Source organism: Rummeliibacillus sp. TYF-LIM-RU47 (assembly GCF_008638315.1).
GTDB lineage: Bacteria > Bacillota > Bacilli > Bacillales_A > Planococcaceae > Rummeliibacillus > Rummeliibacillus stabekisii.
On the sequence record NZ_VVIR01000001.1, the window covers coordinates 1,931,324 to 1,954,777 of the forward strand.

18 protein-coding genes and 1 other RNA gene are annotated in these 23,454 nt (G+C 37.9%); 2 read left to right on the top strand and 17 right to left on the bottom strand.

Features of this window, described 5'->3' with window-relative positions:
* Positions 1-2: 2 nt before the first annotated feature.
* The 7 genes from F0527_RS09755 to F0527_RS17080 all read right to left on the bottom strand — a co-directional run bounded on the left by F0527_RS09755 (position 3) and on the right by F0527_RS17080 (position 6,901).
* Complete coding sequence (locus tag F0527_RS09755) at positions 3-1,739, bottom strand: EAL domain-containing protein (RefSeq protein ID WP_150284680.1); 1,737 nt, start codon at positions 1,737-1,739, stop codon at positions 3-5.
* Positions 1,740-1,822: 83 nt separating this feature from the next.
* Positions 1,823-2,206: RNase P RNA component class B (rnpB, locus tag F0527_RS09760), an RNA gene on the bottom strand.
* A 67-nt stretch (positions 2,207-2,273) separates the two neighbouring features.
* Complete coding sequence (gene gpsB / locus F0527_RS09765) at positions 2,274-2,597, bottom strand: cell division regulator GpsB (protein ID WP_066788409.1); 324 nt, start codon at positions 2,595-2,597, stop codon at positions 2,274-2,276.
* A 58-nt stretch (positions 2,598-2,655) separates the two neighbouring features.
* Positions 2,656-3,915 (bottom strand): ribonuclease H-like domain-containing protein, encoded by a 1,260-nt coding sequence (locus F0527_RS09770; protein ID WP_150284681.1) that lies wholly within the window; start codon positions 3,913-3,915, stop codon positions 2,656-2,658.
* A gap of 2 nt (positions 3,916-3,917) precedes the next feature.
* Complete coding sequence (locus F0527_RS09775) at positions 3,918-6,200, bottom strand: DEAD/DEAH box helicase (RefSeq protein WP_150284682.1); 2,283 nt, start codon at positions 6,198-6,200, stop codon at positions 3,918-3,920.
* Complete coding sequence (locus F0527_RS09780; protein ID WP_223823552.1) at positions 6,193-6,558, bottom strand: YppE family protein; 366 nt, start codon at positions 6,556-6,558, stop codon at positions 6,193-6,195. Before F0527_RS09780 ends, F0527_RS09775 begins: the two co-directional genes overlap by 8 nt.
* A 166-nt stretch (positions 6,559-6,724) precedes the next feature.
* On the bottom strand, positions 6,725-6,901 hold the full coding sequence (locus tag F0527_RS17080) for a hypothetical protein (RefSeq protein WP_184117458.1): 177 nt from the start codon (positions 6,899-6,901) through the stop codon (positions 6,725-6,727).
* A 171-nt stretch (positions 6,902-7,072) separates the two neighbouring features.
* Here F0527_RS17080 and recU point away from each other — a divergent pair, with 171 nt between their 5' ends.
* Both recU and F0527_RS09790 read left to right on the top strand, forming a co-directional pair.
* Positions 7,073-7,681, top strand: a complete 609-nt coding sequence (gene recU / locus F0527_RS09785) for a Holliday junction resolvase RecU (RefSeq protein ID WP_150284683.1) — start codon at positions 7,073-7,075, stop codon at positions 7,679-7,681.
* Positions 7,682-7,716: 35 nt separating this feature from the next.
* Positions 7,717-10,383: a PBP1A family penicillin-binding protein gene (locus F0527_RS09790; RefSeq protein ID WP_150284684.1), complete on the top strand. Its 2,667-nt coding sequence runs from the start codon at positions 7,717-7,719 to the stop codon at positions 10,381-10,383.
* 85 nt (positions 10,384-10,468) lie between these two features.
* Here the strand turns inward: F0527_RS09790 and F0527_RS09795 are convergent, their stop codons facing one another.
* The 10 genes from F0527_RS09795 to recJ all read right to left on the bottom strand — a co-directional run bounded on the left by F0527_RS09795 (position 10,469) and on the right by recJ (position 23,434).
* On the bottom strand, positions 10,469-10,819 hold the full coding sequence (locus F0527_RS09795) for a YpoC family protein (RefSeq protein ID WP_150284685.1): 351 nt from the start codon (positions 10,817-10,819) through the stop codon (positions 10,469-10,471).
* Entirely contained in the window at positions 10,812-11,474 is a 663-nt protein-coding gene (nth, locus tag F0527_RS09800) for an endonuclease III (RefSeq protein ID WP_147195764.1), read from the bottom strand. The genes F0527_RS09795 and nth overlap by 8 nt, the downstream gene beginning before the upstream one ends.
* Positions 11,475-11,489: 15 nt before the next feature.
* Positions 11,490-12,221 carry a DnaD domain-containing protein gene (locus F0527_RS09805; RefSeq protein ID WP_150284686.1) on the bottom strand — a complete coding sequence of 244 codons (732 nt, stop codon included), beginning with the start codon at positions 12,219-12,221 and terminating at the stop codon, positions 11,490-11,492.
* An 89-nt stretch (positions 12,222-12,310) separates the two neighbouring features.
* A complete protein-coding gene (gene asnS / locus F0527_RS09810) occupies positions 12,311-13,606 on the bottom strand; it encodes an asparagine--tRNA ligase (protein WP_066788436.1) in 1,296 nt (431 codons plus the stop codon).
* Positions 13,607-14,039: 433 nt separating this feature from the next.
* The gene (locus tag F0527_RS09815; RefSeq protein ID WP_066788439.1) at positions 14,040-14,522 is read right to left on the bottom strand and encodes a cell wall elongation regulator TseB-like domain-containing protein; all 483 of its coding nucleotides are present in this window, start codon (positions 14,520-14,522) and stop codon (positions 14,040-14,042) included.
* A 102-nt stretch (positions 14,523-14,624) separates the two neighbouring features.
* Positions 14,625-17,408, bottom strand: a complete 2,784-nt coding sequence (gene dinG / locus F0527_RS09820; protein WP_150284687.1) for an ATP-dependent DNA helicase DinG — start codon at positions 17,406-17,408, stop codon at positions 14,625-14,627.
* A 347-nt stretch (positions 17,409-17,755) separates the two neighbouring features.
* Positions 17,756-18,202: a D-aminoacyl-tRNA deacylase gene (dtd, locus tag F0527_RS09825; protein WP_066788445.1), complete on the bottom strand. Its 447-nt coding sequence runs from the start codon at positions 18,200-18,202 to the stop codon at positions 17,756-17,758.
* An 18-nt stretch (positions 18,203-18,220) separates the two neighbouring features.
* Complete coding sequence (locus tag F0527_RS09830) at positions 18,221-20,413, bottom strand: RelA/SpoT family protein (protein ID WP_150284688.1); 2,193 nt, start codon at positions 20,411-20,413, stop codon at positions 18,221-18,223.
* A gap of 160 nt (positions 20,414-20,573) precedes the next feature.
* A complete protein-coding gene (locus tag F0527_RS09835) occupies positions 20,574-21,086 on the bottom strand; it encodes an adenine phosphoribosyltransferase (protein WP_066788449.1) in 513 nt (170 codons plus the stop codon).
* Positions 21,077-23,434, bottom strand: a complete 2,358-nt coding sequence (gene recJ, locus F0527_RS09840; RefSeq protein ID WP_150284689.1) for a single-stranded-DNA-specific exonuclease RecJ — start codon at positions 23,432-23,434, stop codon at positions 21,077-21,079. The genes F0527_RS09835 and recJ overlap by 10 nt, the downstream gene beginning before the upstream one ends.
* Positions 23,435-23,454: the final 20 nt, after the last annotated feature.

Sequence of the window (23,454 nt, forward strand, 5' to 3'; positions counted from 1 at the left end):
ACTTACTTCCCTTCTATTTCTAGTTCCCAAAATTCAAGGAACTCCATTATCTCATCTAATGGAACCGGTTTTGAATAATAATATCCTTGAATCATATCACAATCCATTTCACCGAGCAATTTAACTTGATCACGCTGCTCAACACCTTCTGCAATGACGCTCATTTGTAATCTGTGCGCCATCTGGATTATCGCATGCACAATCGCTTGCTTATCACTGACACTGCAAATTTGTTTGATAAAGCTTTGGTCAATCTTTAAGCAATCAAGCGGAAATTCGACTAGATAGCTTAGAGAAGAATAACCTGTACCAAAATCATCAAGAGATAATTTAAAACCCATATGTTTTAGCAGAATTAATTTACGCGTTGTTTCTTTTTCATTATTCATGATTGTTCTTTCAGTCAATTCTAATTCAAAATGGTTTGCTGGCAAATTATTTCTTTCTAATATTTGCTGTATCGAAGTAATAAAATTCGGTTGATGAAAATGGATACTCGATATATTAATGGCAATTGGCATTTTGTAGCCATACCCTATTAGCTCATGAGCATCCAGGCATACTTTTTCTAAAATAATTTCGCTAAGAGGAATAATCAGCCCTGTCTCCTCTGCGTAAGGGATAAATTCACCTGGAGACACATTTCCTAATATCTCATTATGCCAACGGACCAATGCTTCCATTCCAATAATCTGCTGTTTTTGATAATTGACTTTAGGCTGGTAATATATCTCAAACTCATTTTTATTGCTAATCGCTTTTCTCAGTTCACTATCCAGGGTAAACGTTCTCTTTGCGTCTGTTTTCAAATCATCAAAGTAAAAAGAAAATTGATTTTTCCCATGATCTTTTGCATAGTACATGGCAATGTCTGCTTTGTTGAGCAATGTTTCTGTATCATCTCCATCATGCGGATAAACACTTATACCGATGCTAGCTGTGATAAATAATTCGTGGGTATGAATATAAAATGGACTTTCGAGCAATTGAATGATCTTCTCGCCCAAATGTAACGCTTCTCTTGGATGGTGAATGTCTGTAAATGTTAGAACAAACTCATCACCGCCATATCGCGCAAAAATATCTTTGTTTTTAAGTAATGTCTTTATACGTCTTGTAACCTCAACCAGTAATTGGTCTCCAATTGCATGGCCTAGTGTATCATTAACTTGTTTAAAACGGTCTAAATCTAAAAATAATACAGCGTGCTGATAATTATGCGTTTTAGATGTACTTAGCAATACATTCATACGTTCAGTATAAGCGAAGCGGTTTGAGACGCCTGTCAGCATATCAGTTGTTGCACGTTTTTTTAGCTCGCTCTCCACATTTTTCTCATCTGATAAATCTGAGAAAATGCCGCAATAACCAATGATAGTATCTTCATCATTGGTTATTTTAGTAATTTTCAACCATTCTGGATATACGTCGCCTGTTTTGCGACGATTCCATATTTCCCCCTGCCATTCGCCTTCACTGGCGATACTAGCCCACATCTTTTGATAGAAGTCTTTTTTATGGTTTCCTGATTGAAGTACATCAGGTTTTTTACCGATAACTTCTTCTTTTTTATAACCCGTTACAAACTCAAAAGCAGGGTTTACATCAATTATTTGAGATTTTAAATTTGTAATCATTATTCCTTCTGATATAGAATCCAGAATTTTAGGTGTTATGTATTGACAAAGTTTGGCGAGATGTTCTGTATGAATAGTATTTCTTGCAATATGCTGATCCATTTTATACACCATCTCCTAAAAGAAAGGCTCTCCAATAACTGGAGAGCCAAATATTCATATAAAATATAAAGCATCATTAAAAGAACGTAAGCCATGTTTTGTGCCCGAGTACTATAACGGCGCTATGCCTCGTACTAATGGGTAGTAATCATCTATCTACGGAAATAAATTTCCGTCTCTCCATCCATTCATTTCTTTTTGGAGAATGCCCCTACCATAATTTGGGTTGCTCGCTCGCGGGGTTTACCTCGTTCCACCTGCAACGTTTCCGATGCAGCTTCGTCACTGTGGCACTTTCAAGGAGTTTCAACCATATCCATAAAGGACTTAGGTTTTCCTCCTGCCGTCAGCCTATAGACTGCCTTAGCTTATTGATTCGCTAAGCGCGAACACTACGTTCATCTCAGAGCCGTGCGAGCATGGACTTTCCTCAACAATGTTTAACATTGCAGCGATTACTTGTTCTTTTATGATGACGTCAACTATTATACAGGTATTATTATAATTTTTCAAGACCTATTTAATTGAATAAGATTAATCGTATAATTTATCGCCAAAGACGTGTTTTTCTAAATTGGCAATTCTTTTTAAAATATCAAAATTAGTGTTTGTTGCATACGAAGATGAAGAAGTTTGTCTTCTTCCATCAGTAGAAGCTTGTGACTGCGCGTTTTTCAACTCATCCTTTAACGCATCCACCTCTTCTTGTTTTTTTGCCAAAGCTTTTTCAAATTTTTCATAATCTTGAATGATAATATCTAAGAATTGATCTACTTCGTCTTGGCTATATCCTCTGATTCCCGTTTTAAAGTCTTTATCTAAAATAGCTTTCGCAGATAGTTTCATATCCATATTCATCTTCCTTCCATATAAACGTCTGTCTCAACATTATAGCATAATTCATTCGTCGTTCCTTTTATTTCCCGTGCAATGATTGCTTCTTTTTTAACCGCAGTTGCCTATGGCTAATTTCATTAAACTTTTTCAGTTTTTTCTCTCTATCCAGACTTTGCATATTATTTAGGGACTGCTCTGCTTTATACGCATAATAGAGAGCTGATTGGTAATTTTTATGCCTATGCTCATCTATTTTTGCGAGCTCTATATATGCAATAAGCTGTTCATGTTCTTTAAGAAAAGGAACTGCATTCATAAAAGATTGGTATGCCTCTTCATAGAGATGTTGTTTTTTTCTCTGAAACGCCAAATGATAATGAGCATAGCCTGCTTCATTACTATTAAATTGGTTTGTTACCTTTTCTAATACTCTGCTACCTTTTTCATAGTCAGAAAGATCACCATACCACTTTCCGATATTTGTAATAGTAGTAGATGATTCATTCTCTTCACTTTCACACAATAAATTTGTAGCATGGATGTATAGGGTAACCAATGATAATAAATCATATTTATTATGATCTAACACCTTCAGCAAGGCATCAGGATTACCGCTTTTAATTGCATCTAAATAAATGATTGGTGCCAGATACCCAGGAATATCCCCAACCCGTTTGAAGCCTAATTTTTCCTCTTCTATTTGCGTTAATTTCATACGTGAAAGATCATTTTTCCAAATTCTTTTGGAACCATGTAAAAGATCAATATGCCTTTGTTCAGGCAAGCTCGGCAAATCTTTTTTATGCAACGTAAAACGCGTTTGGAGTTGAGGCCAATCAAAGCTCTTTCCATTGTATGTGACAAGCGTTTTATTGGGTTCCCAAAGCTTAGATTCATATAAAAATGCTGTTTCATGGCTTGGTTCAGCTAAAACATATTGCTTTAGTATAAATCCAGCTTGTGATACTTCTAATATTCCATTGAGGAAGATCTGTGTTCCAACGCCACGCAATCCTGTTGTTTCAGTATCATAAAAAATAAGTTGATCGTCTTTTGTAAGTTCTATTGGATGTGAATTATCAGGCATGCTCCATAATCGGAATGCATTATATAGATCTCCTAGGAGGAAATCTCCATGTTTCGTCTCAAGTGGATAATGGGTTTCAAGTAAGAAAACCATTCCAAATTGATTCTCTATTCTTTTCAGTCCTGCCATTTCCCAGTCTTTTGTATAGGCAGGGTCACTTGGTTTTGCAAATGGCGTTTTTTTCTCTTCCGCTTTTGAAGAGGATTTTTTAATCATTTTTTTCATCTGGAGTATTTTATTTTCGTATGACAAGATTAATCATCCATTTCTGCATGTGAGATCATTTGTAAAAATGAGAGTACTTGTTTCTTGCCTTCGCCTTCTAAGTCTTGGGCTCCGATACACGAAGGACAACCATTTGTGCAAGGACAGCTTGCGACATGACTGTAAACATGTTCAATCAACTCTTCCCATAAATCAAAAACCCGTTCACTAAGACCTATTCCGCCTGGATATTTATCATAGACGAAGAATGCTGGTTTGCCTATATGAGTCGCTTTTACTTGCGGAACAACATGTACATCGCTAATATCGCTTTGCAAAAATAAAGGAATAAAACTATTCATTGCGTAGGCAACACCCGTCATAGCATTTGTTAAGTCATCTTCCTTCCAGCTTTCTGGTTGGTCAAACGACAGCCATGTACTGCTTGTATGCAATTCTTCAGGCGGCAAATGAATGGGACCGCTACCGATATTATCATGTGTACCAAAACGAATTTTTTTAAAGATGGTTGCAGTGGCAAGTGTCATTATATCACCGAAACCGACTTGAAGATGACCTATTGTTCGTTCTTTATCTTCACTTATTACCTTTAATTCTACCGCTAAATTTGCATCTGTAAAATAATCTACATCCACTTCTGTAACATAAGCCTTCTTTTCTTCCCAATCCAATTTTTCAACTTGATATTGGGTGCCTTGGTGTAGGTATATTGCCTCTTCATGCAGTAATGTCATTGCACTGTATCTATCCATCTCCCCAATCACTTTTGTATGGGCAGGAATAGTTTGGTCAATAATGACTACATTTTCCTGAGAGGCAGAGCGCAAACTAATATCATGTGCGGGAAAACTGTCGCTCATCCAATGCCATTTATCCGAAGATTTCACTAGAATGCCTTCTTCGCAAAGGTAGTCTAGAAAATCATCTATTTCGAACTCAGCATATTTTTCACCTTCTTGAAAAGGTAACTCGAATGCTGCACATTTTAGATGGTCCATTAATATAAGTATATTCTCTGGATAGATGCGCGCTTCCTCCGGCGAGCTTTCAAATAAATATGATGGATTTTTGATAATGTATTGGTCTAAGGCAGTTGATTGCGCTACATAAATGATTAACGCATCATCCTGTCGTCTGCCAGCACGGCCTGCTTGTTGCCAAGCACTGGCGATGTTGCCTGGATACCCAGTCATGATACATGCCTGCAACTGACCAATATCTACACCAAGCTCTAAAGCATTCGTCGATACAACACATTGGATGGTACCATCTCTAAGCCCTTTCTCTATCGCCCTACGTTCTGATGGCAAATAGCCTCCTCTATATCCCCTAATACTTTCATCGTGAATTTTTTTTACGGTTAAGGATTTCATATAGGTGACTAGCATCTCAACACGCACTCTGCTCTTAGCAAAGATGATTGTTTGTATTCTTGCATTATATAATTCCCTTGCCAAGTCTCGCACTTCAAGTATTGCGCTTCTTCTCACACCAAATGTCGGATGGATAATGGGCGGGTTATAAAACAAAAATGTTTTTTTACCTGCAGGCGCACCATTTTTTGCAATCAGTTTATGGACTGTATTGGTTAGGTTTTCAGCAAGTTCTCGCGGATTTTTGATAGTAGCCGAAGTGCAAATAAAAGTCGGATGGCTACCATAGAAATGGCAAATACGTAAAAGGCGCCTTAGCACATGAGCGACATGTGAACCAAAGACCCCTTTATACGTATGCAATTCGTCTACAACGATATACTGCAAATTCTCAAATAATGAAACCCATTTTGTATGATGCGGCAGTATCCCTGAATGCAGCATATCCGGATTCGTCATCACAATATGGCCTGCTTTTCGGACTTTTTGCCGGATACCAGGCGCTGTATCTCCATCGTATGTATAACTTAATATTTCTTCTTCACTGTCTTCTATTAACTTGTTTAAATCGCTTTTTTGGTCTTGTGCCAAAGCTTTGGTAGGGAATAAATAGAGGGCTCTTGCTGTTCGATCTTCCATGATTGATTGCAGCACGGGTAAATGGTAGCATAAAGATTTTCCAGAAGCTGTAGGCGTTACGGCAGTAAAGGATTCGTTCTTCATTGCATAGTCAAATGCTTGCCGTTGATGAGCATACAGTTGGTCTATTCCTCTTTTTTCTAACGCTTTTTTCAATGATGGATGCAAATTGCTTGGCAGTTTGACTAAATCTGCTTGTTTTGCTGGAATTGTGTGTACATATTCAACTCGGTCTTGCATTTCTTTACTTCGTTGCCATTCTTCAAGCAATTCCTGAATGTTTTTTTTCTTATTAAGCATCTGTATCATCCTTTTTTAACGTTCGCTGCAATGTTTCCAATGTATAGGTAACAGATTGAATAGATTGATAGAGCCTTTTCCTGCTGGTTTGCTGAAAAAAAGATTGGACAATAAATTGATCCATCGCATCGACTGCATTTTTTATTTGAATTTTATGGACATGTTTTGGTTTATGGAGATCAATCCATTTCTCTACTTCCGCTTGCCAAATGGCTAATTTTGCATGGTATGCGTCAGCATATGGCTTAACTTCCTTAAAAAAGTCCGGAGATGTGTTTGTTTCTCGCATATTTAAAAACCGTTGCCAGCTTTCTTTACATTCATTTAGTAATTCTTCTGTCATCTTTTCAATCATCATTCACATCTCCGTTTAATTTATATGAACTAATTAATTTATTACATTTCATCAACCTGTTTAACAAGGTTTTCATTTCATTTAGAGTTTAATTTCTTTATTACGCGCAGTGTTTATTGAACTGCATGTTTCTAGCTGTTTTTATTTTAACAAATATATTTGTCTTTTACTACTTAACAGCGAACAAATATTCTTTCTGTTCTTCTATCATATCAAGGCGGTTTGCTACAAGTGCTATATTTTTTTCATGCGTTTTGGTATACATCTCTTCTTCGTGGTTCACCCTATTCCGTAAAAGTTCATCTACCATTTCAATTAGATTCAATAAGTGATCAATTTTCCGCATATTATCGCCCCCTTGCTATTACATTACCATGTTGATTACTAAATTCGGGGAAGTGGACAAAACAAGTGTTCATTCGACGATTAAAGTTTAATTTTTTAAATTCCGACAATGTATTTGTCAAATGTTTATCTTCGTGTTTGTGGTATGATAGATGGCAGACGAGGTGGTATTATGGCAATTCGATATCCGAATGGAAAAAAATACACGGCTCCTACGCCAGACGAAAGTAAAAAAACGATGAAAGAGAAAAACATCTCTTATAGTAATCGGGGTAAGTCATTGGAAGATTATATTGATGAAACCAACGTTTATTATCTGCACAGAAACATTGCGGTAATTCATAAGAAACCTGTTCCTGTTCAAATCGTCAAAGTAGAGTATCCATCCAGAAGCGCTGCTGTTATACGCGAAGCCTATTTTCGCACACCATCTACAACGGATTACAACGGTGTTTTTAATGGGGCCTATATTGACTTTGATGCAAAAGAGACAGAAAATAAGACTTCTTTCCCTTTAAAAAACGTCCATGCTCATCAGGTCAAACATATGGAGGGCATAGCGAATCAACAAGGAATCAGTTTCTTAATTGTACGCTTTACTTCCTTAGATCGTTATTTTATAGTACCATGTGACATGCTGTTAGCAGCATGGAAACGCATGTTGGATGGCGGAAGAAAATCTATTCCGTTATCTGATTTTGAGGAGCAAGCTATCGAAATACACCTTGGGCTTACCCCTCGATTAGATTATTTAAAGGCAATCACAACATTGCTACCATAGCTTGAATTTAAGTTATGAGAAAGTGAGGAAATACTGTGGATCAACAAGTTAATTCACGGAAACAGCGAAAGCAACTAGAAGAACAAAAAAGAAGGGGCAACAAACAAAAAAGCAATGGTAAAAAACCAAATCGTTCTTTGTTCAAAAAGATTATAATCGCTGTTTTAGCGTTAGGTATAGCATTATTTGTAATTGGCGCATCTATTTTTGCCATTTATGCGGCGCAAGCGCCTAAATTAGATGAAGAGTTGCTAAAAGACCCTGTTTCAACTAAATTCTTTGATTCAAATGGTAAGGTCTTCTATACAATGGGGAATCAAGAACGCGAACATGTCGATTATGACAATATTCCAAAAGATATGCGTGATGCCATTTTAGCAACAGAGGATTCTCGATTCTTCAAGCACCACGGAATCGACTTTGTTCGTCTTGGAGGGGCCGTGCTTGCCAACTTTAGGTTTGGTTTTGGCGCACAAGGCGGCAGTACTTTAACTCAGCAAGTGATCAAAAACTCTTTCTTAAATAACGGTAAAACACTTAAACGTAAAGCCCAAGAAGCTTACCTTGCAATCCAATTGGAACGCGAGTATTCAAAAGAAGAGATTTTTGAAATGTACTTCAATAAGGTGTTGATGTCCGGGCAAACATTTGGCTTTGGGACAGCAGCCAAGAAATTTTATGGGAAAAATTTAAAAGATCTAACATTAGACGAGAAGGCCTTGCTTGCCGGCATGCCACAAGCGCCAAACGCCTACAATCCGTTTAAAAATCCGGATCGAGCAGAAAAACGTCGTAATATTGTTTTAGGCTTAATGTATCAGCATAAAGTCATTACTAAAGAACAGATGGAAAAAGCACGAAAAGTAGACATCAAAAAAGGTCTTCTCCCTGAAAGCAAGAGACAGACTACTGCGTCTAAATACGATGCCTTCATTGATGTTGTATTAAAAGAACTAAGTGAAAATAAAGATGAAAAAGCGTTAGAGGAAGGCGTAAGCGTCTATACGACACTTGATACAAACGCACAAAAAGTAGTTGAAAGCACAATGAATAATAGCACTAACTTCCCTACTAAAGATATTCAAGCTGGCCTATCTGTTATTGATACTAAAACAGGTGCAATTGTCGCTGTTGGTGGCGGTCGCAACTACGGTCCTGAACGTGGCTTCAACTATGCAGAGGCATTGAACAAACGTCAACCAGGTTCTACGATGAAACCGTTAGTAGATTATGGTCCTGCTATTGAGAATTTAAAATGGTCAACTGGCAAAACAATTGTGGATGAACCAATGAATTATACGGGCTCAAGCCAACCAATTAACAACTTTGACCATCAATATAAAGGTTCTGTTACGATTCGCCAAGCATTATATAACTCTCGAAATATACCAGCTGTCAAAACATTTAAAGAAGTTGGTGCAGACAAAGCTAAAGCTTTTGTTAAAAATCTTGGCATTAACACAAATGAATTATATGAAGCCGATGCAATTGGTGGCGGGAACATTAGCTTGACTCCTATCGAAATGGCTAGCGCCTACGCTGCATTTGGTAATAATGGTATTTACACAGCACCGCATGCAATTAAGAAAATTGTATACAGAGACGGCAAAACATCCAAGTCGTATACGCCTGATCCTGTACCTGCCATGAGCGACTATACAGCATTCATGGTAACTGACATGCTCCGTGATGTGGTAAGTTCTAAATACGGTGCGAGTGGTTCAGCAGCTGGAATTCCAGGCCTTGATGTAGCAGGGAAAACGGGTACAACCAACTATAGTACTGCTCAATTCAGTGAATATGGACTTCCTGCTTCTGCCGTGCCAGATTCATGGTTTGCAGGTTATACAACCAATTATTCAATCGCTGTTTGGGGCGGTTATACTGACTATAAATCACCAATTACGACAAACGAGGAGAAATTGCTTCCTCAAAAACTATTTAAAACGATTATGTCTCAGATATCAGCCAATAAAGAAACTCCTAATTTCAAGCAGCCTAATTCTGTCGTAAGAGTAGGCAATGAGCTTTATGTAAAAGGTCAACAACCAGTTGCTGAGAATAAAGACACAGAAGAAGAGAAAAAAGAAGACCAAGAGCTTCATGCACCTTCTGGTTTAAAAGCAACTTATGATGAAAATGCAAAGGCAGTTAATTTATCTTGGTCACATGATCATCCAGAAGATCAATCAGTAAGGTATAAGGTATCTGTTTCGGTAGATGGCGGAGGTAGCCAGTCCTTAACAGAAACATCGAATACATCTTACACATATGGTGGTCCAGAAGATGGCAAAACTTATGTATTTTCTGTAGTCGCAGTAATGGATGGCAAAACAAGTGAGGCTGCTACAACATCGATTCAAATAAAAGCACCTGAAAAAGAACCGGAAGAACCTAAGACTGATGAAAATGAGTCACCAGAGCAACCAGGTGAGGTTGAACAGCCTACTCCACCAACTGAAGAAGAACAGCCAGGAGATGAGAATGAAAACGAGCCTCCAGCTCAGGAACAGGAACCCGGTGACAACAATGGTCAAGATGATGGTAACGCAAATGACGAACAGGTAAATGCTCATACAAATAGTGTGGGAAATGGTCAGGGTAACGGTAATAGGAATGAAAATAGCAACAATGGTCAGGAGAATAATTCAAACAATAACAGAGGGAACAGAGGGAACTCTCAAAATGATCAAGATCATTAAATGAATAAAAAAAGCGTGAGAGATCAAATCTCTCACGCTTTTTTAGTTGTTCATAAATACAAAATAGTGGATTATAATACAATTTTCACTTAGCATATTTAAGCCTTAACCTAGCACACCTTTTCTTCGTTTCACCAAACAATTCAGCCAGTTGGCGATAGCAAGCATATTGACCTGGCCTATTTTTAATAAAGGCCAATCTTTCTAACCCATTAATCGGCAATACTTCATATGTTTCATTGATCAGTTGTTGCTCTGATGTTTTAGAAGCTTGAATGATGAATCCTTCATATAAAAGAATTGCTTCTAACATATAAGCTTTTGCGTTTTCACGTTTTGAATGCGTTGCATGGATTTTTTTTTCTAATGTCAGCCATTGCTGAAACCATTCGTCTACACGATCTTTCTCTATTGCTTCTTTCTTACATTCAATCATTCTTGACAAGACCTTTCTTTAATCGCTTTTGTCCTTCGCGGCAAAGCTCAAGTAATGGGCAAATGTGGCATTGTGGTCTTTGCGCTTTACAATGATAACGACCAAAGAATATAAGTTGATGATGTGCTTTAGACCACCTTTCCGGTGGGGTCTTCTTCATGACCGTCTCTTCCACTTGTAGCACACTATCTTTCCATTTGCACAATCCTAGACGTTTCGTCACTCTTTCTACATGTGTATCAACTGCAAATGCCGGTTGCATAAAAGCAACTGACAATACAACATTTGCTGTCTTTCTCCCTACCCCAGGCAACGTCACTAATTCCTCGCGTGTATCTGGAATCTCTCCCTGATAGACCTCTAAAAGTCTTTGACATAGCTTTTGGATATTTTTAGCTTTACTGCGAAATAAACCTATAGAACGGATATCCTGTTCAAGCTCTTCTACTGGGACCGCTAAATAATCCTCTGGTCTTTTATACTTTTGAAATAGAGATGGTGTGACTTTATTGACAAGAGCATCTGTACATTGAGCAGAAAGCAACGTAGCGATAGTAAGCTCGAAAGGATTACTATGAATTAGTTCGCAATGTGCTTCTGGGAACATCTTATCCATTTCTTCTAAACAGTATGTCCATTGTTTTTTTGATAACATTCTAACCCTCCCCTTTTACTTTTGTTGATCAAGCCAATTGTAAAAAGGTATATTATTATTTGGTTTCTTTATGTCTGATTCTTTAGGGGCTTGATAATCCTTGGTTGTTTTTACAGTATTTTTACGAAAGTTCTTCGAATGTTTCTCTGCATCTTCAATCGTTTTAACATGATTTTTCTTCCATTCAAATAAAATGCGATCGATATAGCGCAGACTTAACTTTTGAGAAAGTACTGCTTCCATTAAAGCTTTTCGGATAACCTCTGGTGTATGACGATCTTGATCTAGCCACATAGAAATCATTTCTGTTTCCATTGGCGATAAAAAACGTCCAAACTCCTGCTCAAAAAGTTGAAATAATTGTCCCTCTTTTAACTTTTCATTAGTAGTTTCATCTTTTTGATTTTGAGTGGTCATATAATCAAGTATTCTCTTCCAAAGTGGCATCAGACTTATTACTTCATATAAAACACCTTGCTCGTCCAACTTTTGATGTATTTCCATATACCCTTTTTGCATAAGCCGTTGCATATTTGTAGCGATCATATCTTCACTCATCGTCATACGTTCCGCAATATTAGCTGGTGTCGGAAATGAATTGCCGCTTTCTTGAAATGCATTTAAATGCATGATCAGCATGGCTTCTTCATCCGAAATCTGAAGCAATTTGTAGAATTGAAAAAAAAGCTGAGAAATGGTTACATTTCCCTGCTCAATCCATACTTGGAGCCGTTCCGTTTCTTTCATTTCAAGAACTCCTCCCTTTTAGTCACTAAATAGAACAAGAAGAAGCGCAAATGCGATTCTTCTTGCCATGCCTTGAAAATTAAAATTTATTAAGGATAAATACGGTTAAGTAGACGTGGGAACGGAATTGTCTCACGAACATGCTCAACGCCAGTAATCCAGGCAACTGTACGCTCTAAGCCTAATCCAAAGCCCGAGTGAGGAACAGCACCGTACTTACTTAAATCTAAATACCATGCATAAGCTTCTTCATCCAAACCATGTTCCGCTATACGTTGTTTCATTAGTTCATAATCATAGATACGTTCTGAACCGCCAATGATCTCTCCATAACCCTCTGGGGCAATTAAGTCAGCACATAATACAACATCATTGCGTTCTGGGTGAGGTTGCATATAGAACGGCTTAATGCCTACTGGGTAACATGTGATAAATACAGGTTTATCATAGTGTTCAGCAATTGCTGTTTCATGCGGAGCACCAAAATCTTCACCCCATTGAATATCGTCAAATCCTTTTTCATGCAATAATTCAATTGCTTCATCGTATGAGATACGTGGGAATGGAGCTTGTATATTCTCTAACTTGGTAGTATCGCGTCCAAGTAATTCTAATTCTAGTTTGCAATTTTTAAGAACAGATTGCACGATATATGCAACATATTGTTCCTGTACTTCTAGCGATTCATCATGCTCATAGAATGCCATTTCGCCTTCAATCATCCAGAACTCAATTAAATGGCGACGTGTTTTTGATTTTTCAGCTCGGAAAGTTGGGCCGAATGAGAATACTTTTCCTAACGCCATAGCTGCAGCTTCTAAGTATAGTTGCCCAGATTGTGAAAGGAATGCATCTTGATCAAAATATTTTGTATGGAATAATTCTGAAGTTCCTTCAGGAGCAGAACCTGTTAGGATAGGCGGATCCACTTTTTTAAATCCTTCTCCATTAAAGAACTCGTACGTTGCACGAATGATTTCATTTCGTACTACCATAATGGCATGTTGTTTTTTTGAACGCAACCAAATATGACGGTGGTCCATTAAAAATTCAACACCATGTTCTTTAGGTGTAATAGGATAATCATGAGCTTCTGAAACTACTTGAATTTCTTGTATTTGTAGCTCATAACCGAAAGAAGAACGAGTATCTTCAGTTACTTCACCAATCACATATAAAGAGCTTTCTTGTGAAATAGATTTTGCCGCAGCAAAAGTTTCTTCACTCACATTCGCTTTTACAACAACTCCTTGAACAAAGCCAGAGCCATCACGTAATTGCAAGAAAGCGATTTTTCCGCTTGATCTTTTATTTGCTAGCCAAGCGCCGATTTTTACTGTTTCGCCGACATGTTTTGGCATGTCTTGAATAGAAATTTTTTTCATATTGTCCTCCAGCATGCTAAATATCTATTATGATAATTTTAAAAATCATAATAAGCAACTTCATTGAACTTCTCATCACATAAGCGACGAAATTCTTACACTCACAATTCTAATTGAAGTAAAGGCTAAGCCGCAATTCATTAAGCCGAAACAATTTATAAGAAAAACTTTTTTAATCGTTTCTACGCACATCAAAACTATGAATATTAGTGAAAAGAATCAGCCGTTACCTAAGTTAGTAATCACAATGGACTAATTCAATACCTACGGTTTCTGTCGCCTTGAATCCTCAAAGGAAACGTGAAGTGTCGAATACTATAACACCATTATATACAAATTCTCAGCAAATTTCGTGTAAAAAGGATAAATTCTTTAAGAACTCCTGTTTTTTACCCAATCAAAGTTCCAATCATATTAATCATCTACATTTTTTCTATAGATTCGTTAAACGTTTCCACCAACGACCATCTTCAAAGAGGATATATACATAATTCAATTGACCCTTTTTATTTTTGTAGGTGATTTCCCAAACAACTCCAGGCTTTTCGATACCTAGTTTGGCGTGAAGAATTTCTTTCACATCCCCTTTTTTAGATGCTTCAGCTATTGCGTCTTTTTTAGAAATCCCATCTTTCAAATAAATTCCTGTTGGTTTTTCCTTCTTATTCTCTTGTGACACAATCAGTGCTTTTCTTTTACCTGAGCTATCTTTACCAATCACCGTCACATAAGATTCTTTTCCATGGTATACATACGACTCCGTGACGGATGACAGTTCTTGCTTATGCAAAACTGCCGCTTTCGCAGTTTTCTCTGTTTGATAGAAAGGCGAAAATGCTTTCCATCCAACAATCACAAGAATTGTGAGAGCTAACAGCGGGAAAAATATAGCGAAGAATTTTATCCAATTTTTCATACAATCACCTTATATTTCTTTGTTTATTTTACTTTGGATATGGAGCTTGCTTCTTGGAGTTGAATCATAGTCTTCAGCTCCAAGAAACCTACTTCATTTAGACTAGCTATTATACCAATTTTCCAATTCTAAAACCATAGCATCGAGCGTTACCTTTTTCACAGGCACATTTGGCAATGCATTTGTAAATTCTTTACCGTAGGATTTGGTTTCTATACGCCTGTCGAGCACTATTAAAACACCCTTATCCTCAGATGATCGGATTAATCTTCCAAAGCCCTGTTTGAAGCGTAAAATTGCTTCTGGGAGTGATAGTTTATAGAACGAATTATCCCCTTTTTGGGTAATTCTTGCGGCACGTGCTTTAAAGTATGGATCTTCAGGTGAAGAAAAAGGTAACCGTACAACGATGACAGCAGATAGTGCGTCACCAGGAACATCTACACCTTCCCAGAAGCTATTAGTTCCAAACAGCACTGAACGCTCGAAACGCTGGAACATCTTTAGAAGTCGCATCCTGCTCCCCGAAGACATACCTTGTGCAAACAACATATAATCATCCAGAGTACCAGTTTCTTGTATAAGATCAACTGTTTTTCGAAGCATGTCTTGTGATGTAAATAATACAAAACATCTGCCATTTGTTGCTAGCACCGTCTGGACTATCGCTTCTGCAACAGATTCAATATAAACAGTTTGAGATACATTCTGTATGTCCGGCATATCCTCTACAACATAGACGCTTGCACCGCTATAATAAGACGATGGAGCTTGGAATTGGTGTAGCGGAACTGTCTTTTCTAGACCCAATTGATCTGCAATAAATCGTGGATTTTTAGGTACCGTTAACGTCCCTGATGCCCAAATGATACCAGCAGTCTGACGGAAGGATTGGAAAATTCCAGCTACTGAATCTTCCACTTCTGCTGGTCTTTTATAGACATGTACACTGCCTGGAAGGTTTCTTAGGTCTAGCTCCATCCAAGCAGCATCATTTTCAATCTGTTGCAAAAAAATTGAGTCCCATTCAGCTAGATAGACCTGCAGCTCATTCATTTGGTATTGCCAATCAGCAAGATGTACCTTTTGCTTTGTCGATAATTCATCAGGATAACGCAAATAAGCATTGGTCATATAGTTGGCAAGTGAAAGCCATTGATTCAACCGATAGCTATACTCTTTAAATATAGTCGCCTGTAAATTAAGCTTTGATAGTAAGTAGCTTTGTTTATGATGGCTTTTTTTTGTTTTTTCAGAAGGCAGTCCTCTTAACAAGGCCAAAATCGACTTATCAAACAACGAAGTTAAGTCTTTAAATTGCTCATCCAATGCTGTTAGCTGTCTTGTTGACATTGTATGGCTGCTCACTAAATTAAGATAGAATGGATGTTCAATTCCGCTTGATTCGGATGAACCTAACTGGCCAAACAAATGCTTCCATTTAGAGTATGAAAAGACTTTTTCCGCTCGATTTGTCGCCGCTTGGATAAATTGATGGCCTTCATCCAAAATCCATCCATTCACATTTTTAAAAACTGGGTCAGGCCGATTTAAATCAGCAAGCACCATAGCATGATTTGTAATGATTAAATCTGCTTTTTTGCACGCATGGAGTGTTTGCAAATAAAAATCAAAAGTCGGTTTTCTTCTCCTGTTTTCCGCAGTTGTTTCCATCCGCCTTATTTTATCGACGAAATACTTTCCGCCACCTGTTAGTGTTACTTCACTTAAATCTCCTGTTTCTGTGTCTTGGAGCCAGACAATCAATTGTAATTTGGTGAAATTCTCATCGTAAGAAACATCCTTTACCTCAAGCAAATCGCAAAAACGATCTAAATCAATATAATTATCCATCCCTTTTACGATAACAGCTGACACCTTATTCTGTAATATTGACTCGGCCTTCGGCAATTCTTCTTGCAATAATTGATCAAGTAAATGAGATGTGTATGTACTAATTGCCATCGTACAATGATATTTTTTTGCATAAATAATGGAAGGGATTAAATATGCGAGTGTTTTGCCAATTCCTGTAGAGGCCTCTGTCATAATTTCCTCTTTATTAAGGAGGGCTTCCCACACCTTATCCATCATTTTGAATTGATCTTCTCTCACTTCAAAGTGTTGAAAAGCTTTTTCAAAAAGTTGCTTCTTTTCTTGAAAGGTTACGGGATAATCAATGACTTCCTGTATATCTTCTCCATCATTAGGCGGCTGCTTCAACGCTAAACGTCGATAATAAAAATGATGATCCGTAGTGGTACTCTGTTGAGTTCTTTTTATATGAATAGCATCTAACAACAATCTTGAAATATTAGATTTAAGTTGAAAAGAACGCTCATGAAGCTGTTCAAGAGTCAATAAAGGCAGTGCTAAAAGCCTTTGCCAACATGCCTTTAATAAATATGCTGTCGCGGTTGCATCATCATCTGCTCTATGTGCATTAGCTAATCTTATCCCAAGCTCTAGTGCTAAATCTTGAAGTTTAAAGCTATAGGCTGTTGGGAATAAAATTTTAGCCAGCTCTACTGTATCTAAATGCTTTCCAACCCAATTAGGCAATCCTGCTCTTTTAAACTCAGCTTGTAAAAATGGCAAATCAAAGTCGGTGTTATGAGCCACAAATACTGTATCCTGTAGTATTTCATATATTTCTTCTGCTTTTTCTTCGAAGGTAGGGGCATTTTTTACTTCTTTTTCAGAAATATGTGTCAAATCCTGAATAAAATAAGGAATTCTTTGCTCAGGATTAATGAAGGTCGTATAGGTTGATAGTATTTCCCAGTCTTTCATCAAGACTATGGCAATTTGAATGATCCGGTCCCCTTGTTGTGAGGAATGACCTGTTGTTTCTAAATCTACAATTGCATACGTTTGGCTTTCCAATCTTCTTCACAACTTTCCGTAATGGTATATACAAGATTTTATCATATTTAAGCCAGTTTAGCTGACTCTGGTGTTAGGTTTTATTCGTTGATTTTTAGCAAAAAAATAGTTGCTAGGATTGTAGAATTTTAGTAAATGAAAAAGATCGAAGAATTTGCTTACAACATTTAGTTTTTTATGTTTCAGACGATGTTTTTCTGGGAATCGTTGTCCAGGAAGAAACACCATCTTATGTAACAATTAGGGGCTAATATTGTTCTATAACTTCATTTCACTTTAAATAAGTTATTTTACACTTCCTCTACCTACCATTATCCGAAGAGAGAAAAAAACCCGAGGATTTTAAATCATCGGGTTTTTGAATCAATAATTATAGTTGTTGGTCCACTGTTGGTCAGCTTCACATCCATCATAGCACCGAAGATGCCAGTTTCGACATGTAAGCCGAGCGCAAATAGAGTGCTGTTGAAATACTCCCATAAAAGATGAGCTTCTTCAGGCCGGGCAGCGTCTGTAAAGCTTGGACGATTTCCTTTCTTGGTATCCGCATATAAAGTAAATTGCGAAATGGAAAGAATTGCTCCACCATACTCTTTTATCGAAAGATTCATTTTGCCGTTTTCATCTTCAAAAATGCGCATTTTAGCGATTTTTTTAGCAATAAAGTCTGCATCCTCTTTCGTATCTCCATGTGTAATGCCGACTAACAAAACAAAGCCCTGTTCAATGCTTCCTGTTACTTTTCCGTCCACTGTAACGGAGGCTTCTTTGCTTCGTTGTACTACTACTCTCATGTAATCGTCACTCCAATTTTAATGTATGACACGTTGCACTAGATAAATATCTGGAATTTGTTTAATGCGTTCTACCACTTTATACAGGTTATGGATATGGCGAATTTTCAACGTCATATTGATTGTTGCAATCTTATTCCGATCAGTACGTGCGCTAATTGCAATAATTGGCGTTTTGGTTTCAGTGACTACTTGAATCACTGTGTTCAGCAAACCTTCACGATCAAAACCTGATATTTCAATATCTACATCAAATAGTTTTTGTTCTGATTCTAGGTTTTTGCTCCATTCAACATCAATCAACCGTTCTTGATCCTCAGCTTTAATATTAGGACAATCTGCACGATGCACAGAAACTCCTCGCCCTTTAGTAATAAAACCGACAATATCATCACCCGGCACCGGATTGCAGCATCGAGACAAACGAATCAATAAATTTTCCAAACCTTTTACTACAACGCCTGTTTCGGTTACTTTTTCTTTTTGAGGCACTTTCATTTCTTTTGTGATTTTTTCCAGCGTTTCTTCTTGACTACGTTGCTTTCTCAAAGGTTCAGATAAGCGGTTGACTACTTGTACAGCCGTCATTCCATTGAATCCAACTGCCGCAAATATCTCTTCTGCACTGGCATAATTTAATCTTTCACATACGCGTTTAAAGTTTTCAGGTGTTAATATTTCTTTTGGATCATAGTCTTGCTCAGCAATCTCTTTTTCAATCATTTCGCGCCCTTTAGTCACATTGTCTTCGCGTAATTGCTTTTTGAAGAACTGCTTAATTTTATGTTTCGCTTGAGATGATTGGGCTATGTTCAACCAGTCACGGCTTGGACCAAACGATTGTTTTGAAGTCATAATCTCAACAATATCGCCTGTATTCAACTTCGTATCTAGGGGCACCATCTTACCATTCACTTTTGAACCAATGGTTTTATTACCGATCTCTGAATGGACACGGTAAGCAAAGTCGATAGGAACAGAACCTGCAGGCAATTCGATTACATCACCCTTAGGCGAGAATACATAAACCATGTCAGAAAACAAATCAAATTTTAGCGATTCCATAAATTCTTCAGCGTTCGATGATTCATTTTGGAATTCAAGAATTTCTCTGAACCATGTTAATTTATTGTCAATATTCGATTTGCTTTGATCAACATTTTTACCTTCTTTGTAAGCCCAGTGTGCAGCGACCCCAAATTCCGCTATCTTATGCATTTCTTTCGTGCGAATTTGGACTTCAAGCGGATCGCCATATGGACCAATCACAGTTGTATGCAACGACTGATAAAGATTTTGTTTTGGCATAGCGATATAATCTTTAAATCGTCCTGGCATAGGTTTCCAAAGAGTATGGACTGTACCTAGAACTGCGTAACAATCTTTAATACTATCTACAATTACCCTCACGGCTAAAAGATCGTATATTTCATTGAATTGTTTATTTTGCATAGACATTTTCCGGTAAATACTGTAAATATGCTTTGGTCTGCCTGAAAGTTCTGCATGGATATGGATTTCACCTAACTGATCGTTGATTTCATCCATGACTGATTGTAAATAATTCTCACGTTCTACGCGTTTTCTTTTCATCAAGTTGACAATTCGATAATATTGCTGAGGATTCAAGTAGCGTAAAGCTGTATCCTCTAACTCCCATTTAATCGCACTAATTCCTAAGCGATGTGCTAGTGGAGCGAATATTTCGAGTGTTTCTTTTGAAATACGGCGCTGTTTCTCTACAGGTAAGTGTTTTAACGTTCTCATATTATGTAGTCTGTCCGCTAATTTAATCAAAATTACTCGGATATCTTGGGCCATAGCGACAAACATTTTGCGATGGTTTTCAGCTTGCTGTTCTGCTTTAGATTTATATTTGATTTTCCCTAATTTCGTCACGCCATCTACAAGCATGGCGACTTCTTCATTGAATTCTTCCACAAGGTTTTCGCGCGTAACAGATGTATCTTCTACGACATCGTGTAAAAAGCCCGCTGCTACTGTCTCTGGATCCATTTGGAGATCAGCTAAAATGCCCGCAACTTGCACAGGGTGCAGGATATATGGCTCACCAGAGCTTCTAAATTGCTCTTTATGCGCTTCTTTTGCCACTTCGTATGCTTTTTTTACAAATGCTACATGTTCATCATTCATATATGATGAGAGTATTGCGAAAACTTCTTCGACTGTCATCACTTGATCTTTCGCCATGATTGCCCACCTTATTTCATAAATTTGCCGATTGAGTATAAAGTTAATTGTATAAAAAAAATAGCCTGTTTGTAAAGGCTATTACTCCCGAAATATTGATATTTCGACAAATTTCGCGAGTCTATAATCTACTTGACCACAGACTCGCTATTATAAAAGATTAATATTGCATTAAAGTGAAGACGTCATACCCTTCAATTTTATCGCGACCATGAAGTTCTTCTAGTTCAATAAGGAACGCGCAGCCTACCACAACGCCGCCTAATTCTTCTACTAAGCGAATTGCAGCTTCCACTGTTCCGCCAGTCGCTAATAAATCATCGACAATCAGCACTTTTTGGCCTGGTTTTACAGCATCGCTATGCATAGTTAAAGTATCCTTGCCATACTCTAAGCCATAATCAGCTGAAATGACTTCACGTGGCAATTTGCCGGGTTTACGAACTGGAGCAAAACCAATCTCAAGTGCATAAGCAACAGGGCATCCTGTAATAAAGCCACGAGCTTCTGGACCTACGATTAATTCAGCGCCCACTTTTTTAGCATAGTCGACAATTTGGTCAGTTGCATATTTATATGCTTTACCATTATCCATAATTGTAGTGATATCTTTAAAAGAGATGCCTTCTTTTGGCCAGTTCTCTACGATTGTCACATATTGTTTTAAATCCATTTGCTATGTTCCTCCTCAGAAACTGTTTGACTCTTCATCCGCAAGTCAAACCACTCTCTTAAATCCTTATAAGGCGCATACAATAAAGTTTGTTCCAATTCCATTTGCTGCTGCCGTTCTTGATAAATGTTCGCGCTTGTTAAATCCTTTTTCGGTGGATTGTCCACAATTTGAGCGAGACCATTTTCTATTGTAACAAATCCTAGTTCAAAAAACACCTGTGTCATAAAAATTAACGAATCACGGCTCCAGCCTTTATGTTTTGCCAATTCCATTAAATGTTCTCTCAGATGGAATGTACGCCTTTTCTTTAGGAAGGAATAGTACCAAACAAATTGCTCTCTTGTCGGCATAGCATCAAAATAATGTGACTCTGGAATATAAAAATGGGCATATACACGTCTTGGATTTGCTTCTTCTAATAATTTTTCGAGCAGTGAAGCGTTTGTTGGTAAATCGAGCAGCACAACATAATTTTCTATATGCTGCGGAGTCATTTTATCTTCATAAATCATTATTTCAGCAGGTATGAGGGAATCAAAATACTGCTGGGTTCTGTTTTGAAAAGCGATAAATGTTACTTTTTCTAAAGGAATACTCTGAAGCCATCTCGAAACTTGGCGGATGCCCCGTAAATCAAATAATTGCCATTCATCTGTTTGGACATCAGCAAGCATAAGCTGGGGTTTTTTCCGGCCATTCCATTCGTTGATCTGCAAATCGCCTGCAAAATTTATTTTAATGCCATACGTCAATTCATCGGCCAAATACCCTTTATGAAAACCAACTGCATCTAAATCGCCACTCCTGGATGCGATTTGGAGTTTGATATGATTCTCGTCTGCTCCAATTTTGCGCATTGACTGGATTGTCGCATTTTCAATCGCATAGACTGGCTTTGCAAAACTAGTACCAAATGGAGACAAACGACGTACATCTTCAATAGAAGTAACGTCAATTTCCTCTACAGCAAGTGGAATGTCAATATTTAGGACTGGAGTAAAGTCTTCATCTGTTAAACCTGCCCTCGCTTGTTCATCAAGGCGGATGCGGAGCTCATCAATTTCTTCTACAGCAAGCGTCATTCCTGCTGCCATGGGATGACCGCCAAATGCTAGCAATATTTCGCTATTTTTCGCAAGCTCCTTATACATATGGAAGCCTTCAATACTGCGGGCAGAACCTTTAGCAGTCCCTTTTTCGAGATCTATTGAAAGTATAATTGCCGGTTTATAGTATTTTTCTACAAGCCTTGATGCGACTATACCAACAACACCTGGGTTCCAACCTTCATCAGCTATGACCAGTACTTTTGCATTGCCTATCTCAGAATCATTCTCCACCATTTCAATTGCCTGCTCGGTAATATTTGCCACGATTGCTTGGCGTTCTTTATTTTGTTCATTTAAATAGTTCGCCATAGACTGTGCTTCTTCTTTATCCTGCGTCATTAAGAAGTCGACCCCCGGTGCAGCATCTCCGAGTCTTCCTAATGCATTTAGCCGTGGAGCAAAACCAAAACCTATTGTCTCTTCATCAATATCTTGTGCTTTAACACCAGCAATTTGGCAAAGTGCTTGAATAGCAGGGTGTTTAGATTGTTGAAGCCCTTCTATCCCCGATTTCACTAAATAACGATTTTCATCCAATAAGGGCACCAAATCGGCAACTGTACCAATCGCGACAAAGGGAAGGAGATGGTGCGGCAACTTACCGTAGAGCGCATGTGCTACTTTAAATGCTACCCCTACACCAGCAAGCTCTCCAAAAGGATAATGGCCATTCGGATGTCTCGGGTGGATAATCACATCTGCATTAGGCAACTCCTCACCAGGCTCATGGTGATCTGTCACTATGATATCCATCCCCAACTCTTTAGCAACTTGCACTTCATGGTTGCCGGCGATTCCATTATCGACAGTAATAATCAGTTGAAACCCATCTTCATATGCTTGTCGAAACAATCGCTCACTTGGTCCATATCCATCAATAAAACGATTAGGAATAATGTGATGGACATCAGCTCCCAAATCTACTAATGCTGTTTTTAGAACAGTAGTGCTTGTAATGCCATCGGCGTCATAGTCCCCATATATTAAAACTTTTTCTTTATTTTGTAACGCTTGTTTTATACGATCTACTGCATCGTGCATACCAAACATATCGTAAGGATCGTGGACTGAATGTTCATCGACCATTAAAAAAGCACGCGCAGATTCAACAGTGTCAAAACCGCGTGCGACTAATATTTTAGCTGAGATAGGTGATAAGCGAAGCTCTTTTTCTAGCATTTCCACAAGTCGTTCATCAGGGCGATTGATACGCCATCTCTTCTCTGTTGCTGTCATTTCGTCACTCCCTATCATTC